Origin of the sequence: Vreelandella neptunia (assembly GCF_022489065.1) — a bacterium.
Lineage (GTDB): Bacteria > Pseudomonadota > Gammaproteobacteria > Pseudomonadales > Halomonadaceae > Vreelandella > Vreelandella neptunia_A.
In genome coordinates this window covers 107275-123633 of record NZ_JAKVTW010000015.1, presented here as the reverse complement: position 1 = coordinate 123633, position 16359 = coordinate 107275, and the positions used below count along the sequence as shown (strand labels likewise).

At 53.6% G+C, this 16359-nt stretch carries 16 protein-coding genes; 8 read left to right on the top strand and 8 right to left on the bottom strand.

The features are described from left to right. Nucleotides 1-165: 165 nt before the first annotated feature. Nucleotides 166-579 (bottom strand): nucleoside diphosphate kinase regulator, encoded by a 414-nt coding sequence (rnk, locus tag MLE19_RS17415; RefSeq protein ID WP_240719395.1) that lies wholly within the window; start codon nt 577-579, stop codon nt 166-168. A gap of 297 nt (nt 580-876) precedes the next feature. Here rnk and rlmM point away from each other — a divergent pair, with 297 nt between their 5' ends. Then, on the top strand, nt 877-1944 hold the full coding sequence (gene rlmM, locus MLE19_RS17410) for a 23S rRNA (cytidine(2498)-2'-O)-methyltransferase RlmM (protein WP_240719394.1): 1068 nt from the start codon (nt 877-879) through the stop codon (nt 1942-1944). Between the two features lie 19 nt (nt 1945-1963). Here the strand turns inward: rlmM and MLE19_RS17405 are convergent, their stop codons facing one another. Next, nucleotides 1964-2251, bottom strand: a complete 288-nt coding sequence (locus tag MLE19_RS17405; RefSeq protein ID WP_240719393.1) for an antibiotic biosynthesis monooxygenase family protein — start codon at nt 2249-2251, stop codon at nt 1964-1966. Nucleotides 2252-2280: 29 nt separating this feature from the next. Between MLE19_RS17405 and tusA the strand changes: the two genes are divergently transcribed. Further along, entirely contained in the window at nt 2281-2535 is a 255-nt protein-coding gene (gene tusA / locus MLE19_RS17400; protein WP_240719392.1) for a sulfurtransferase TusA, read from the top strand. Nucleotides 2536-2708: 173 nt separating this feature from the next. Here the strand turns inward: tusA and MLE19_RS17395 are convergent, their stop codons facing one another. From MLE19_RS17395 to MLE19_RS17385, 3 genes are all read right to left on the bottom strand, one after another. Then, entirely contained in the window at nt 2709-3404 is a 696-nt protein-coding gene (locus tag MLE19_RS17395) for a hypothetical protein (RefSeq protein ID WP_240719391.1), read from the bottom strand. Nucleotides 3405-3528: 124 nt separating this feature from the next. After that, a complete protein-coding gene (locus MLE19_RS17390; RefSeq protein WP_240719390.1) occupies nt 3529-4518 on the bottom strand; it encodes a DUF3080 family protein in 990 nt (329 codons plus the stop codon). Beyond that, nucleotides 4515-5939: an MATE family efflux transporter gene (locus MLE19_RS17385; protein ID WP_240719389.1), complete on the bottom strand. Its 1425-nt coding sequence runs from the start codon at nt 5937-5939 to the stop codon at nt 4515-4517. The genes MLE19_RS17390 and MLE19_RS17385 overlap by 4 nt, the downstream gene beginning before the upstream one ends. A gap of 119 nt (nt 5940-6058) precedes the next feature. Here MLE19_RS17385 and MLE19_RS17380 point away from each other — a divergent pair, with 119 nt between their 5' ends. Beyond that, complete coding sequence (locus tag MLE19_RS17380) at nt 6059-6661, top strand: elongation factor P hydroxylase (protein WP_240719388.1); 603 nt, start codon at nt 6059-6061, stop codon at nt 6659-6661. Here the strand turns inward: MLE19_RS17380 and MLE19_RS17375 are convergent. Both MLE19_RS17375 and MLE19_RS17370 read right to left on the bottom strand, forming a co-directional pair. Then, the gene (locus MLE19_RS17375; RefSeq protein WP_240719387.1) at nt 6658-7140 is read right to left on the bottom strand and encodes a hypothetical protein; all 483 of its coding nucleotides are present in this window, start codon (nt 7138-7140) and stop codon (nt 6658-6660) included. The genes MLE19_RS17380 and MLE19_RS17375 overlap by 4 nt on opposite strands. Before the next feature lie 13 nt (nt 7141-7153). Beyond that, entirely contained in the window at nt 7154-8005 is an 852-nt protein-coding gene (locus MLE19_RS17370; protein WP_240719386.1) for a TatD family hydrolase, read from the bottom strand. Between the two features lie 236 nt (nt 8006-8241). On the opposite strand from MLE19_RS17370, the gene MLE19_RS17365 reads away from it, so the two are divergent. Genes MLE19_RS17365 through MLE19_RS17345 form a run of 5 tightly spaced genes read left to right on the top strand, consistent with a single transcriptional unit; the run spans nt 8242 to nt 15195 of the window. Further along, nucleotides 8242-9507, top strand: coding sequence for an ABC transporter substrate-binding protein (locus MLE19_RS17365; RefSeq protein ID WP_240719385.1), 1266 nt, complete (start codon nt 8242-8244; stop codon nt 9505-9507). A gap of 39 nt (nt 9508-9546) precedes the next feature. Then, entirely contained in the window at nt 9547-11130 is a 1584-nt protein-coding gene (locus MLE19_RS17360) for a fatty acyl-CoA synthetase (RefSeq protein WP_240719384.1), read from the top strand. A 2-nt stretch (nt 11131-11132) separates the two neighbouring features. Next, entirely contained in the window at nt 11133-12275 is a 1143-nt protein-coding gene (locus MLE19_RS17355) for an acyl-CoA dehydrogenase family protein (RefSeq protein ID WP_240719383.1), read from the top strand. 38 nt (nt 12276-12313) lie between these two features. Then, complete coding sequence (gene bktB / locus MLE19_RS17350; RefSeq protein ID WP_240719382.1) at nt 12314-13501, top strand: beta-ketothiolase BktB; 1188 nt, start codon at nt 12314-12316, stop codon at nt 13499-13501. A gap of 41 nt (nt 13502-13542) precedes the next feature. Continuing rightward, nucleotides 13543-15195: a fatty acid--CoA ligase gene (locus MLE19_RS17345; RefSeq protein WP_240719381.1), complete on the top strand. Its 1653-nt coding sequence runs from the start codon at nt 13543-13545 to the stop codon at nt 15193-15195. 5 nt (nt 15196-15200) lie between these two features. Here the strand turns inward: MLE19_RS17345 and MLE19_RS17340 are convergent, their stop codons facing one another. Next, nucleotides 15201-16214: an AraC family transcriptional regulator gene (locus MLE19_RS17340; protein ID WP_240719380.1), complete on the bottom strand. Its 1014-nt coding sequence runs from the start codon at nt 16212-16214 to the stop codon at nt 15201-15203. Nucleotides 16215-16359 lie beyond the last annotated feature (145 nt).

Genomic DNA, 16359 nt, shown 5'->3' with positions numbered 1-16359 from the left:
CGATGTGTAAATAGTGAAATGTGAGGAGTAAAGGTTGTGAGCTGCCTGCATGGTCACCCCTCACCCGTTTTCAACGAAGAACCCAGCCGCCCGGTTGGGTTTTTTGTTTGTGCGAATGAAAGACAAATAAACCCCCAGGGCTTACGCCTTGGGGGATATCATCCGTTAGCGATGAAATTGTCCTTCGCGTTCAGGTTGCCAAAGTATGGCATCAATTCTTAAGAGTGTTTGGCTGTTATTTGGCAGGGGCCAATCAATGGTATCGCCCACTTTTAGGCCAAGTAGACTGGCACCGATAGGGGCCATCACCGAAAGGCCATCCTCGGTGCAGCTTAGTGCATGGGGATAAACCAGGGTTCGAACCATTTGCTTGTCGCGGGTAAGGTCGGTGAACTGAATCTGGCTATTCATGCTAACGACATCGCCAGGAACCTCTTTCGGGTCAACGACGACGCCGCGACTAAGCTCATTCTCAAGCATTTCCGCCACCGCTTGATCCTTTTCAGAGGCATCATCAATCAAGCGCTGTAAACGTTCAGCGTCAAGCCGGTTAATTAAAAGGGGTGGTCGCTGCCCCATTTCGCTCTCCTTGGCAAAAGTACACGCTAGTAATCAGCGGTATAAAACATTAGTTAGAAAGTTTCTAAATAGATAATAAAAACAGCTCTTTCCAGAAGATAAGAAAGAGCTGTTATAGGGAGTTTACGACACTTTTGGATAAAAGACGATTTTCACTTACGTTGCCCAAGTGCTGTGCAACGCCAGACGTATCGGGTTAATAAAATGCTATGATACTGGCCGCAGTTTGTCGTTAAGGGTCATTGGTTTGGTACGTAATGCCCCATCATGTTGATATTCAAGGTTTGAGGTGAAAGGGTGAGTGAACTAGTACCCACGTCGTGGCTCGTATACTGTCGTCCAGGCTTTGAGAATGATGCACTGGCAGAAATGCAGCACTACGCAGCATTAAACGGTGTAGCCTGTGAAGCTGCTTACGGTGATGGGTGGGTAAACTTGACGCGTCTTGATGGAGAGCCGGTGAATGATTTACACCGCCAGGCCGCGTTTAAGAAGCTGATATTTGCACGCCAAAGCCTCGCGGCATTGCCTGCGCTCACTCTGTCTCGTGACGACCGCCTTACCGCGATCCTGGAACAGGTCAAAGCCAGTCGCTGGAACTTCGAAGAGATTTGGCACGAAACACCGGATACTAATGATGGCAAGGCGCTGGCCGGTTTGATTAAAGCGCTCACGAAACCGCTGGAAAGTATGCTTAAAAAGCGTGGTGCGTTAAGGCGCAGCGCGGGCGCACGGCGCTTACATATTTTCTGGACCGATGGTGATCAAGTACAGCTGGCGATGAGCTTCCCAGGCAATCGTAGCGATTTGATTAACGGTATTCGTCGACTGCGCTCTCCATCCCGAGCACCCAGTCGTTCAACGCTGAAGTTAGAAGAGGCGTGGCATGAGTTTATTCCCCGGGATGAGTGGGAAGTGCGACTCGCGCCGCATATGCAAGCCGCTGATTTAGGAGCGGCCCCAGGCGGATGGACATGGCAGTTGGTTCAGCGTGGCATGTATGTATATGCGATCGATAATGGCCCGATGGATGTCCAGTTGATGAAAACAGGACAGATAGATCATCTGAAGGAGGATGGTTTTACCTGGGAGCCGCCACAACGTTTGGATTGGCTGGTCTGCGATATTGTAGATAAACCCGTGCGCGTACTGGCCATGGTTGAGCGTTGGCTGATCCGCAAATGGTGTAAAGAAGCTATTTTTAACCTTAAGTTGCCCATGAAAAAGCGTTGGGATGAAGTAACACGTTGCCTCACTGCGTTGGAAGAGTCGTTGGAAAAAGCGGGAGTTCATGCCAATGTGTCATGCCGTCACCTCTACCATGATCGCGAAGAAGTAACGGTACACGTAAAACTAAGAAATTAACGCGCTCAATGCTATAGGCTTAATGGCCGGGCTCGTAGATGCGTATGGTTTCGTCTTCGGTTAGCAGTGGTAAAATACGCTGCATAGCTGTCGCGCGGGCTTCGCTAGAGTGCCACTCTTTCCAGGCGCGTATATCGCGCCATTTGGTAATCATCAGTCGGCGATCAGTATGACCAAGTTCAACAAGGGTTTCTCCACCAATGAAGCCCCTTACGCCTAAGGAGACTCGCATTGCCTCCCGAGCCGCTTGCTCAAACTCTTCTTCAAGGCCGGGCATAATGCGCCGTTCGATGATAACTTTAATCATACGCTCCGTTTCCTACGTCGAGGATATTAATGGCTGATAATGCGGGTACGTTACCCAACTACGATGCGGTATTAGACACCTCAGGGCTCTACTGCCCAGAGCCCATTATGCTGATGCATAATAAAGTACGCGACATGACTTCAGGCCAAATACTCAAGGTGGTTGCCACCGATCCTGCCACCACGCGAGATGTGCCCAAGTTTTGTCAATTTTTAGGGCACGAACTGCTCGAACAGGACACTTCTTCCACGAATACTTACCACTATTTCATTCGTTTAGCATAGCTATCTGAGCTGGTTATGTGTGATAGCTATATGTATGTGATAGCCATTTAGGGCAGCTATTAAATTTAGATCGCTGCTGGTTTAGTTGACTATTGGGCGCTCAAGCCCAGGCGAGAGCCAATTCGACTAACCGATGTTGGCCTCGCCCACAGTAGCAGCAGATAAGTACCTTGTTAATCGCTTGCCACTACCATCATTGCTAACGCATCCAGCGTGGCTGGATCTTCTTCCAGTATGCGGTTGGCAATATGACGCTGGAAAAAGTAAACGGTCTGATGGCGGGCATGGGCGCTGTAGAGGCACTTGTCCCCTAACAGAATGGGCGTCATGGAGGCCTTTTGCTCATCGGCAACAAGCGCATCTAAACTGCCGTCACTGTAGAGCCGCCAACCGTAAACGGGTTTCATATGCCAAGGCGAGTTGGGGTGGTTCATGCACAGTGCATGGGTGCCTAGTGTGTCGGGGATTTGCTGAATGAGAGTGACTTCTCCGGAAGCCTCGTAATCAAAATATTCAGCTGCTGCGACTAACTCGTGATACTTGTGATCCGGTGGTGAATCGAAAATTTCTTCCGTTTCAGGATCACGGTAGCCCACAAAGTAACCATTCTCCTGGCTATTCAGATCATGGCAGGCCGCCAACGTTTCCATCCAAGGCACCATGCCAAAGACACTGCCGTCTTCTCTTAGCCCCCAAGCCAAAATAGGCATGCCATAGTAGGTCTCAGGGCTCGCAGCGAGTTGGTACACCATCTCTAGTCCATCTAGCTCAGGCGCTAAACGGACTAGGCACTTTTGCGCCTGCTGACGCTGACGCACAGTTTCCAGGTCGATGACCTGGGCAGAGCGGGGTGACAGAGATGCGCCCATTGTGTCCCTCCTTGTGCTGCGTGGTCATCACATTGGCGAAGCAGGTTCATGGCTTGCCGCATTACTCACCTCTTCTGTTCACCAATAGCACAAGTTGCTCATAAGGTTAAGGGTTCTGCGTTTTTTAATTATCTGAGCAAATTGGGAAGCTCGCTCGTAGGGCGTTATGTTCAAGGCGTGCCTGTTGAAATTGAGGCCAGGGCGCTTGGGCATTTTTCAGCGAAAGCCAGCGTGCCTGATAGCGTATGACCGCCTGTGGTTTATCTACCTGCTGCGCGTCAATTAAGCGATTAATGGCTGTTAGCCACTGATTGGCAGTGTCTGCTAATCGCTCAAGATCGTATGACTCCCAGTGGCTTAAGCAGCGTGTGGTATCTTTCTGCTGAGCTAATAACGCATTCGCTTCTGTTAAACGCTGGGTGGCGAGAAGCAGAGCGCGCAGCACTTCAGCAGTCAGTGGCCGCTCCTGCAGGGTTTTTAAATGATTTTCGAGGGTTGAAGAGTCTTGTTGCCATTGGAGATCAAACTGGTGGTCGGTCATTTGTTGTAAATAATCAATGGCCTCAAACTGATCTGCAATATCGGCTTTATCGGCGTTGGTTAATGGCTGGCTTGCCCGTGAAAAACTTTTAACCCACTCGCTGGAATCAAAAATAGCATTCCAGCTTACCGCGGGTAGCTGTGCCGTTTTAGTCGCTGTTAATTGGTCTAGGCGCGCACGATCTTCATCGCTTAACTGCTCGGGAACCTCACTATTTGAGCAGGCGCTTAGTCGCTGCCATAGCGTCCTCTCATATAACCACTGCTGGCTGGGCGGTGCTACGCGTCCGAGCTGGTTGTTACGAGCTGCCACCAGCGACGTGATTTGGCATTCGCGCAGGGCGTAAACATTCAGCATGCTGTCGCGTGTTTCGGGAACATCAATGAGACGTTCTGAACGCTCAGGGAAATCACCAATATTAACCGGGTCAGTTCGTTCAATGGCTGACTGTGCGAGATCATCCGCAAGCTGCTGATGGTAGCGCTGCCACTGTTGCTCAGCGAGATCATCGCCACAGCCAGCCAAGAGAGTGCTTAGCATTATGGTCAGAGAACGCTTTCTCCATCGCGTCATGCTTCCCCCCGAATGCTAATACGCTGTAAACGCCAGCCGAGTAACAGTGCTGCGGTGCTTAAACCGGCTATCAAGCCAATCCAATAGCCATGAACGCCGAGTGGGGCGACCATGTTGCTCACGCCATAAGAGCCGAGCCAGTGCCCGCCACCCAAGCCTACAATCCAGTATGAGAGCACCGTGATTACCATCACAATGCGAGTATCTTTATAGCCGCGTAACGCACCGGCTAAATTCACCTGTAAAGAGTCTGAGAGCTGGAAAATCACGGCCAAGGCAATGATCGATAGCGCTAGCGCCTGTATCTCAGTATTAGAGGTGTAAAGTGCGATCACTGGAACGGCACTAACCCACAATATAAGGCTGTTAATAGCGGCAACGATGACGCTGATGACGATACCGTTCCAAGCGACTTTTCGGGCGAGCGCAAAGCGCTGTTGACCTAGCGTATTACCGACTCGTACGGTGAGTGCCATGCTAAGCGACATAGGCAGCATAAACAGAATGGTGGTGAAGCTAAGCGCTATCTGATGAGCTCCGACGGTGACTTCACCAAAACTGGCAATAAACAGCGCAATAAAGGTGAACAGGGTCACCTCGACAAAAATGGCCACGCCGATCGGAACACCCACTATGACTAATTCGCGTATACCAAGCCATTGTGGTGGCGTTAGCTGTTGCCAGATAGCCACGCTTTTGTAAGTACGTCCTCGGCGCGTGTAGTAGGCCATTGCTAGCGCCATTGTCCACATAGACAGCGCTGTCGCAATGCCACAGCCAAATGCTCCCAGTGCAGGCAGTTGCTGCAAGCTACCCGGAACCCAGGTTCCCAATAAATCAACTAAGCCGTCGCCGCCATAAATCAAGAGGTAATTGGCAGGGATATTCACCGCAAGCCCGACCAAGCTGATCCACAGCGCCGGACGCGTATGATTCATGCCATCAGAAAACGCTCTGAGTGCCTGGAAAAGGGCAATACCCGGCATACCAAAGGCAACGGCTGAGAGATAGGCTGCAGACTGTCTGGCAACGCCCGGAGGCACATTCATTAATTCAAATATGGGTATTACTGCGGTCCAAAGTAGCACAGCAGCGATGGCGCCTAGCAATAGCGCGACCCAAAGCGCTTGGTGTACAGCTGGTCGGATAGCTGTATGGCGCTGCCCACCCAGCAAATGCGCGACGATAGGTGTAAGCCCCATTAGGGTACCGGTCATAAAAAGCATGAGTGGCATCCACAGGCTGGAGCCTACGGATACGGCGGCGAGAGACGTCGCATTATGCCGGCCTGTCATCATGACATCGACAACGCTCATGCCTGCTTGAGCCAATTGAGCGCCGCAAATAGGCAGCGCCAGGTGCATCAATGTGCGTGTTTCGGGCCAGTAGACCAGTTTAACTTGTTGAGTAAAGCCGCCCAATTGTTGGCTCCTAATGGGAAGGTGATTTACGAAAAATCGTTATATTAGCAGGCATGACGCACTTATGGTTTCTAGACGTTAGCTTGCAGCATCCGGGCGGGTATAATGCCCCAAAATTGATGACAAATGAGGTCAATGTGAGTAGCACGCAGGAGCGTTGGACGCTTGACGATATTACCGCCCTGTTTGATGGTGTTTTTGGTCAACGTTATCAAACCCGTTTGATTCGCGGTGGGGATGAACCGCTCTATCGGCCCGCAACCTCAGAAATACCCTACCATCAGGTGATTTTCGCGCGCGGCTATTACGCCAGTGCACTGCACGAAATTAGCCACTGGTGTATTGCCGGTGAAAAACGCCGCCATCTGGAGGATTATGGCTACTGGTACTGCCCCGATGGGCGCGATGCTGAACAGCAAAAAGCATTCGAGAAGGCTGAAATAGCCCCGCAGGCGTTGGAGTCTATCTTCACAAAGGCCTGCGGACGCCAGTTTCACGTTAGCGTGGATAATTTGGGCGGTGATGTTGAGGTAGATATAGAGGCCTTTGCGGCGCGAGTAGAGGCCCGCGCCCAACGCTACTTGGAAGAGGGCTTACCAGCTCGGGCAAGCGCCTTTAAGGAGGCACTGGAGCTCTTCTACGGCCATCAAGAGACGCTTAACCAAGCAGTGACTCAGGGCTGGGCCGTTTTAGATCAAGCCAATCTTGTTATAAGCGATTAATTATCATCGTCTGTAAGACGCTGGTGCATCGATAGCATCACTTCCAGCTCATGTTCTGGGCGCATTGGCTCCAATCCAAGCTCGCTGAACGTTTCGCGCCGCTGGCGGTGCCATTCGCCAGGGGTAAGCGAAGGGTAGAGCACCGACGCTGGGGCTAACTCCACGAAAGGATCCAGCCCATAGGTGTCAAACAGCCGTGCCAGCGCCGCTTCGTCGTCGCCGTTATCGCTGGTGTACAGCGTGGCGGAGAAGTGGTCGTTTTCAAGCTCGCGAATCACCTCCAGCGGGCTAACCCCGAGACTCTCCAGCTCTTCCATGCTGTAAGCGCCCATGGCATTGGTATCTTCTTTGATCCAGCTATCGTCCGGTTGAATCAATGTTTGTTTGACACGGCCATCGGGCAGCGACCAGGCAATGGCTAGTGGAAGGCCATCGTCTTCGCCCGTCTCAATGGCTATAAATCCTGGATAATCGACCACGCTAATACTCCTGTTAAGATTCCGTGGGAAGTCGGAAAAAACGCTGGGCATTCTGGGTAGTTGCCGCTCCCAGCTCCGCTTCGCTAATACCTTGCCACTGGGCGATCTCGCGGACAATCCACGGCAACAAGGCCGGTTCGTGTCGACGTCCCTTTAATTTCGCCGGCAGGTTGCGGGGCAAAAGATAAGGGCAATCGGTTTCCACCATCAAGCGCTCAAGCGGTATATCGCTAACCAGAGGGCGCAAGTGATGACCGCGCCGCTCGTCGCAAATCCAACCGGTCAGGCCTATATGCAAGTCTAGGTCGAGATAGCCAAACAGCGTATCGCGATCGGCAGTAAAACAGTGCACGACCGCGTGGCTAATATCGTCTCGCCAGGCGTGCAGTATTTCGCGCATCCGTTGCCCCGCATCCCGCTCGTGTAAAAACAGCGGCAAACCGCTTTCCGCTGCCAACCCCAGCTGTGCTTCAAACGCCTGCTCCTGCTCATAAGGTGTCGAGAAGTTGCGGTTAAAATCCAGCCCGCACTCGCCTACAGCGACGACTTCCGGCATAGCATGCAGAGCCGCCATGGCGCGCTTAAGCTCTGGGTTCCATTGGCTGGCATCATGGGGATGCACGCCAGCCGTTGCGTATAAGCCGGGGTGCTGTTTGGCTAAAGCCACGGCTTGCTCGGCATGGGCAAGGTCAGTACCGGTGACGATCATGGTCGTTACCTGCGCCGACTGGGCGCGCTGGATAACCGCCTCAAGATCACGCCCGAAGCTTTCATGAGTTAAGTTTGCGCCAATATCCACCAAAGGGGCAGTAGGGCGAAACTGAAGCGCTTCGGGTAAAAAATCATCGGCATAAGCGGTGGCCAAAGGTGTCTCCCGTTCAATATACAAAGGCACCATTGTAACGGTATGCGCGAGTATCGACTAATGGTGTGTGGAAGCTGGCAAGGAGATGGGAATGGCACGAATTGCAAAAAATCTGGCTTGATAGGTAAACAGCTAGGGCTTATTACCGCCTAAGATGAACTCAAGCTATTGCGTGCTATGTCACTGCGATTGGTTTAATAACACGATTTATAACAACAATAGAGAGTCATATAACCATGCAACTATCCTATCGTTCGTCCCATCGTTCGTCTCTTCGTTCACCCCACCGTTTCGCTACTACGACTCTTGCCGCTGCCATTCTGGCGGCTGGCTATGCGCCTATCATCATCGCTGCTGAGGGTATTTCCGATAATGAAATCCGTATTGGATACTTAGCCGACATGTCTGGCGTGTATCGTGATCCTATCGGGCCATTGGGTGAAGATGCCATCAATATGGCGATTGAGGATATGGGCGGCAGCGTTAACGGCGCCAATATCGTGGTCTTCAGTGCCGATGACCGCAACAGCCCGGATGTAGGCTCAAGCGTTGTGCGTGAGTGGATCGACGAGCGTAACGTCGATATGGTCACTGGGCTGGTGGCATCTTCTGTCACTCTAGCGGCGGTCGGCTTGTTGGAAGAAGCGGACAAATTGGGGCTGGTCAATGGCGCTGTCTCATCAGCTATAACTAATGAGCACTGCTCGCCCAACCATATTCATTGGGTTTACGACACCTGGGCGATGTCCAACGGTACCGCAAAAGCGATTACCGATGAAGGTCACAAAAATTGGTACCTGTTAAGCGCTGATTACTCCTTTGGCCATGCGCTGGAAGCCGACGTTACCCGCGTAGTGACTGAAAATGGCGGCACCATCGTAGGCAGCGCTCGCCACCCTTTCCCCAGCAGTGATTTCTCCTCGTTTATGCTTCAGGCCCAGGCGTCTGGAGCGGATGTCATTGCGCTGAATAACGCTGGCGGCGATACGATTAACGCGGTGCAAACAGCAGGTGAGTTCGGTATTACCCAAGCGGGTCAGATATTGGCGGGGATGGTGCTGTTTAGTACTGATATACGCAGCATCGGGCTGGAAAACGCCCAAGGCCTGCAGTTCACCAAAGCGTGGTACTACGACTTGAACGACGAAACCCGCGCTTGGGCGGAGCGCTTCCGTGAGAGTACCGGCAGCATGCCCACTATGGTACATGCGGGTCTTTACTCCAGCACGCGCCACTACCTTGAGGCGATTGAAGCCACTGGAACTGATGATACGCAAGCCGTTCGTCAGCAAATGGCCGATACCCCCATTAACGATATCTTCGCTACCGGTGGCTACATTCGTGAGGATGGCCGCATGGTTCACGATATGTATTTAGTGGAAGTTAAAACCCCTGAAGAGTCCCAAGACGAAGACGACCTCTTTCACATCATCCGTACCATTCCGGCAGAAGAGGCCTTCCGTCCGCTATCAGAAAGTGTCTGTCCGTTGGTAAACAGTTAAATCGCTGCCAATTCGCTACAACAACTCAGAGGATTGGGCATGTCTGAAACATCTGTGATTCAGCAAAACAGTATCGGGGCCGCGTTAAATCGCAGCGCTAGAAAATATTCGCACCAGTTGGCGCTGGTGTTTGGTGAACGTCAATGGCGTTATCAAGCACTCAACCAAGCCGCTAACCGTGTCGCCAATGGCTTACTGGCAGCGGGGCTAGCGCCGGGGGATCGGCTAGCGGTGTATGGAAAAAACTCCGACGCCTACGTCATCGCCTGGCTGGCCGCGACGAAAGCCGGATTGGTGCATGTGCCGATCAATTTCGCTTTAAGTAGTGATGAGCTGCGCTACATTCTTGATCAGTCGGGAGCAGCAGGTTTACTCAGCGATGGGAGTCTTACCGACAAAGTAACTGCTGCCACCGAAGACTTGAATCTAGCCCTGATGGGCACCCTGCACGCAGAGCAGGGACGCGATTCAGGTAGCTTTGATGTGCTGGCTTATGCAACGTCAGAGCCCGGTGGTGAAGAGCTCCGTAGTGAACAATCCAGCAGTGAAGAACCCAGTGTCACGGTCGACGGCTCAAGCCTGGCGCAACTGCTCTATACCTCGGGCACCACCGCCGCGCCAAAAGCCGCGATGATGACCCATCAGGCATTAATGGCCGAATATATGGCCTGCATGGTTGAGCTGGATATCAAAGGCAGCGAGGCCATGTTGGCTGCGCTACCGCTCTACCATTCAGCGCAAATGCACGTCTTTCTAATGCCTGCCTTGCTGTTGGGTGCTCCTGTTTACTTGTTGGAAGCACCGCTTCCCGAGCTGTGCTTAAGGGCTATAGCTGAGCACCAGATCGCATCATTTTTTGCCCCACCCACGGTCTGGATTAGCCTGCTGCGCCACGCTGAATTTGAGCGCTTTGACCTAAGTGCACTCAATAAAGCCTATTACGGCGCCTCAATTATGCCGGTACCGGTACTGGAAGAGCTGCAGCAGCGCATACCGGGCGTAGGGCTCTATAACTGCTATGGGCAGAGCGAAATCGCCCCCTTGGCGACCGTGCTGCGCCCTGACGAGCACGCCGCACGACCCGCTTCAGCCGGACGGCCCATTTTGACGGTGGAAACCCGCATCGTCGACCTTGAGATGAACGACGTCCCTCATGGCGAGCACGGAGAAATCGTCCACCGCTCCCCGCAGCTTATGAAGGGCTACTGGGATAAAGCGGCGATGACTGAAGAGGCGTTTCAAGGCGGCTGGTTCCACTCGGGGGACGTGGGCTACTTCGATGAAGCGGGTTACTTATATGTCGTTGATCGCATTAAAGACGTAATCAATACCGGGGGCATACTGGTCGCGAGCCGTGAGGTGGAGGAGGGGCTGTTTAAGCACCCGGCGGTTTCCGAAGTGGCAGTAATCGGTCAACCCGACGAGAAGTGGATCGAAGCCATTACGGCAGTCGTAGTATTGAAAGAAGGCCAAGAGGCAAGCGAGGAGGAGTTGATCCATCACGCCAAAACGCTGATGGCGCCCTATAAAGTGCCTAAACATATCCTCTTTGCCGATGCGCTGCCCAAGAGTACGGCAGGCAAAATTCTCAAACGCCATCTACGTCAAGAACTTAAAGGATGAACATGGACGCGCAAACGACCGAGCTATTTCACGCCATGATTAAGCGCTGCCTCAGTCAGGAGGTTGCCCCATTCTATGATGAGTGGGAGGCCGCAGGCGAAATGCCTCGTTCGTTGTGGCATGCGCTGGGTGCTGCAGGGCTGCTCGGTATTGATCTTGACGAACAGCACGGCGGGTCAGGGGCTGATATCGCCATCACACAATTGGCGCTGGAGGAGCTGTCGCGACAAGGATTTGGCGGTTTAGCCAGCGCCTACAACATCCACGCCAATATCGTGATGCCCTACCTACAGAATCTGGGAACAGCGGCCCAGCATGAGCAGTGGCTGCCTGCCATGGTACGTGGAGAGTGTCTTGGGGCTATTGCTATGACTGAGCCTAGCGCCGGTAGTGATCTTGCCGCAATGAGAACCCGGGCTAAGCGCACTAATGATGGCTGGGAGTTAACCGGCAGCAAAATTTTTATCACCAATGGCCAGTTTGCCGATCTGGTGATTGTGTGTGCCAAAACGGATCCTTCTGCTGGTGCCAAAGGGGTCTCGCTGTTTTTGGTCGATACCCATTTACCCGGCTTCTCGCGGGGTAAACCGATTAAAAAGATTGGCCAGCACGCCAGTGACACCGCCGAGCTTGCCTTTGATCAGATGCAGCTACCCCATTATGCGCTGCTGGGTGAAGAGGGCGCTGGGTTTCGTTACTTAATGCGGGAGCTGCCCCGGGAACGTCTGGGGGTAGGAGCGCAGGCGTTGGGTGCCGTAGAGGGCGCGCTGGCGTTGACCTTGGCGTACGTGCAGCAGCGCCAAGCATTTGGTCAGCGAGTGGCGGACTTTCAAAATACCCGCTTTACGCTTGCTGAGATCAAAGCTCAATTGGATGTGGCGCGCGCCTACTTTGAGCACTGCGTGGAAAAGTACCGCAAGGGCACGATGAGCAGCACTGACGCCGCGATTCTAAAACTTCAGTTAAGTGAGCTGCAGTGCCAAGCGGTAGATCGTTGCCTGCAGCTATTTGGTGGTTACGGCTACACCCACGAATACCCCATTTCACGCTTCTATTTAGATGCCCGGGTACAAACGATTTATGCCGGTAGCTCGGAAATTATGAAAGAAGTGGTAGCCCGCTCGCTGCTGGGCAAAGTGGCTTAGCCAGGTGTTTGCGCACAGATTGAAGAGAGGAGAGAACCATGCGGTTGGATGATGTAGTGATTTTAGGCGGCGCTCGTACCGCGATCGGGAGTTTTGGCGGTTCGCTCTCAACCAAGGCGCCGTTTGAGTTGGGGGAGATAACCGCCAAAGAGGCGTTGCGCCGGTCAGGCGTTGAGGGCGGCGATATCGATCACTCCGTGTATGGCCATATCATTACCACTGGCCCTCAGGACGCCTATCTGGCGCGGCATATTGCCCTTGAAGCGGGCGTGCCGAAAGAGGCCGGTGCCTTCAACGTCAATCGGCTATGTGGATCAGGTGTCCAGGCGGTGGTATCTGCCGCCCAACAAATTGTCATGGGCGATAGCCGCCTAGCGCTAGCAGGTGGCGCTGAGTCGATGTCACGCGGGGCTTATCTACTGCCTCCTCAAGCGCGCAACGGCGTGCGTATGGGTGATGTGAACGTTGAGGATTTAACCCTAGGCATCTTGAGCGACCCCTTCGGCAGCGGTCATATGGGCTGCACCGCCGAGAACATTGCGAAACAGTATGGCTTAAGCCGCGAACAGCTGGATCAATTTGCCCTGGAGAGCCATCAAAAAGCGGCGCGTGCCATCGCGGAAGGCCGCTTTGACGAGCAAATTGTAGCGGTGGAAGTCAGCCGAGGTAAGCAAACCAGCCTATTTTCCCGTGATGAACATGTGCGCGATAGCGTCCAACTTAGCGATTTAGCGCGGCTTAAACCCGCCTTCCAAAAAGACGGTGTGGTTACTGCAGGCAATGCTTCGGGAATTAACGACGGCGCGGCCACCTTAGTGCTAGCCCATAGCGATGAAGCCGCACAGCGCGGCCTAACGCCCAGGGCGCATCTACGTGTTGCCACCAGCGCTGGCGTTGATCCGAAGCTAATGGGCCTCGGGCCGATTCCTGCGGTCAAACGCTGCCTGCATCAGGCGGGGCTTAGTATCAACGATATTGATGTGATTGAATCGAATGAAGCCTTTGCTGCCCAAGCCATGGCGGTGGCGGAAACGTTGGGCTTCCCGCTAGAGAAGCTAAACCCTAACGGCGGCGCGGTTGCCTTGGGGCACCCAGTAGGGGCCACGGGGGCTATTCTGATTCTTAAAGCGCTACACGAATTGGAGCGTATTAACGGCCGCTACGGATTGATAACGCTGTGCATTGGTGGCGGGCAGGGGATTGCTCTGCTGATCGAGCGCGGCTAAAACGCCTTTATTGAAACAAGAACAAGCTCACAGGAGTGTTTATGTCTTCCGTTACCCCGAAAATTTTACCCGCCGCGGCCTCGGCGACAAACCCTGGCCTGATGATTGGTGACCTGCTGGAAGCAGGCGTGCGCATGGCGGGCGATAACCAGATTGTCTACCGGGATCAGAGTCGCCACAGCTACGAGCGCTTTCGTGAGCGGGTACATCAACTGGCTCATACGTTGACCTCTCAGGGCGTTCAAGCGGGCGATGTGGTAGCGGTGTTGGATTGGGATAGCCACCGCTATCTGGAGTGCTTCTTTGCGATCCCGATGATCGGCGCAGTGCTCCACACGGTGAATGTGCGCTTAGCCCCGGAGCAAATTCTCTACACCATGGAGCACGCCGAAGACGTTTTCGTCATTGTGCACGAAGAGTTTGTGCCGCTGCTTGAGCCGCTGGCCGATAAGCTTCCCCAGGTGCGTGGCTATCTGCTGTGTCAGGAGGCCCCGCAAACAGTCGACACCACTTTGCCACTGGTAGGCGAGTTTGAGGCACTGTTAAGCCAGCAGGCCACCCATTACGATTTCCCAACCTTTGATGAAAACGCCGTTGCCACGCTGTTCTATACCACCGGCACTACGGGTAACCCCAAAGGGGTTTTCTTTACCCACCGCCAGTTAGTGCTGCATACCTTGGGCGAGGCCAGTGCTTTCCAGGCCCCCGGTTTTGAGCTGCTTAACCGCGACAAGGTCTATATGCCGATTACCCCCATGTTTCACGTTCACGCCTGGGGGGTGCCGTATACCGCCACGCTGATGGGGGCGACCCAGGTTTATCCCGGCCGTTACGAGCCAGAAATGCTGGTCAAGTTACTAGTAAGCGAGAAAGTTGATTTTTCTCACTGCGTGCCGACTCTTCTCAACATGGTGGTCAGCGCCGAGGCCATCGCCTCAAAGCAGGTCGACCTCTCCGGTTGGAAAGTGTTGGTGGGCGGGAGTGCGTTAACCCAAGCGCTGGCCAGTAAAGCATGGGAGCTGGGCATTGATACCCGCAGTGCTTACGGTATGTCGGAAACCTGCCCGCTACTCACTGCCGATATTCTGCCGCATGATATTGCCGAGGCCGATTTTGAGACCCAGCTACCCTGGCGCTGTAAAGCAGGCCTGCCAATACCGCTGGTCAAACTACAGGTGGTCGATGCTGACGGCGAGCCGCTTCCCAGCGATGGAAAAAGCGTTGGCGAAGTTCGCGTTCAGGCACCTTGGCTGACCCAGGCTTACTACAAAGAGGAGAAACGCAGTGCGGAGCTATGGCGCAACGGCTGGCTGCATACCGGGGATGTAGGCTCACTCGATGAGCGGGGCTTCCTGACCATTAGCGACCGCATCAAAGACGTGATCAAGACAGGTGGCGAGTGGCTCTCGTCGTTGGAGCTGGAGAGCTATATCAGCCAGTGTCCAGGTATTGCCGAAGTGGCGGTGATCGGTGTGGCGGACGATAAGTGGGGAGAGCGTCCTGCTGCACTAGCCGTCCCAGTGGATATGAACAACCCGCCCACTGTGGAATCTGTGCAGGCGTTTTTAGAGCAGTTTGTCACTGAGGGCAAACTCAACCGCTGGGCAATTCCCAGTATGATTCGCTTTGTGGATGTTATACCCAAAACCAGCGTAGGCAAGCTGGATAAAAAACGTATTCGCACCGAAATTTAGAGGCTTCAATTAACTCTGCCCGCCGTGCGTGCTTTGCGATATGCGGCGGGCGAATTGCCTGTCCAGGTTTTGAAAGCCCGGCTAAAGCAGGCTAGATCCTCAAAGCTCAACGCCTCCGCGATGCTGATCAGCGGCTTCTCGCTGCAGGTGAGTGCTTGAATGGCGACATCTCTGCGATACTCATCCTTGACCGCCTGGAAGTGAGTGCCTTCCTGCTTTAAATGCCGGGCCAGAGTACGTGCGGACATATGCAGCGCATCGGCGACGCTATGCACTGTGCCGGAGGTGGTTAGATGGCGTGAGAGGTGTTCGCGTACTCGGTGAGTGAGGAGGCGATCAGCAAACGACACATAGAACCAGTCCGCCGGTGCGCGCTTTAGAAAGGCACCCAGGTGTTTTTTAGTTTGTCTAATAGGGTGGTCAAGCAAGTCGCGATCAATATAGATCGCCGTTTGCGGCTGCTCAAAGCGCACCGTGCCAGGATAAAAATAGAGATAATCAGCGCTATGGGGCGGCTGAGCGTAGGCGCACTCCATTAAAATAGGCGGAATTTTACGCGCAATCATCCACGACGCGATGCCGTGAAACAGCTTGAGCATCAGCTCATGAATTAAAATACGGCTACCGACCAGGGGAGCATACTCCACCAGCGCCATGCGGGCAAGGTCTCCTTCCAGGGTAAACGCATAGCCAAAATCATCGAGCAGAATACGAAAAAACTGCGTATAGCGGTGCAGCGCCACCTGTAAATTCGGTGCATCCAGCATACTTAAACAGAGCAGTTTCAGAGTGCCACCCCGCAGTGGGCGGGAGAAAAAGCCCGGGGTTTCGTCATCCAGCTCGTTCACTAAGCCGCGATACAGCTCAGCAAACTGCTCAACCGTAACGCGACCATGGGGAGCCGAGAGTAAAAAGGGTGAGATACCCGCCCGCTCTAGGTAACGGGCGGACGGGGTTGCAGTGTTGGGTATGCCTTTAAACAGTTCGTTGACGAAATGCATTGAGACGGTCACGGTCACTGTCAGCCCGCCTTTAAAAATAGTGTCTTTTGATAGGGTTATTGTACTGGCTGGAAAACGGTACCACGCTGACGGTTTTCGCTCTATACGGTTCAGCGCTATAACGTTCCCCCTCCCGGCGCGCTCATGCGTTACACTGTGCGCC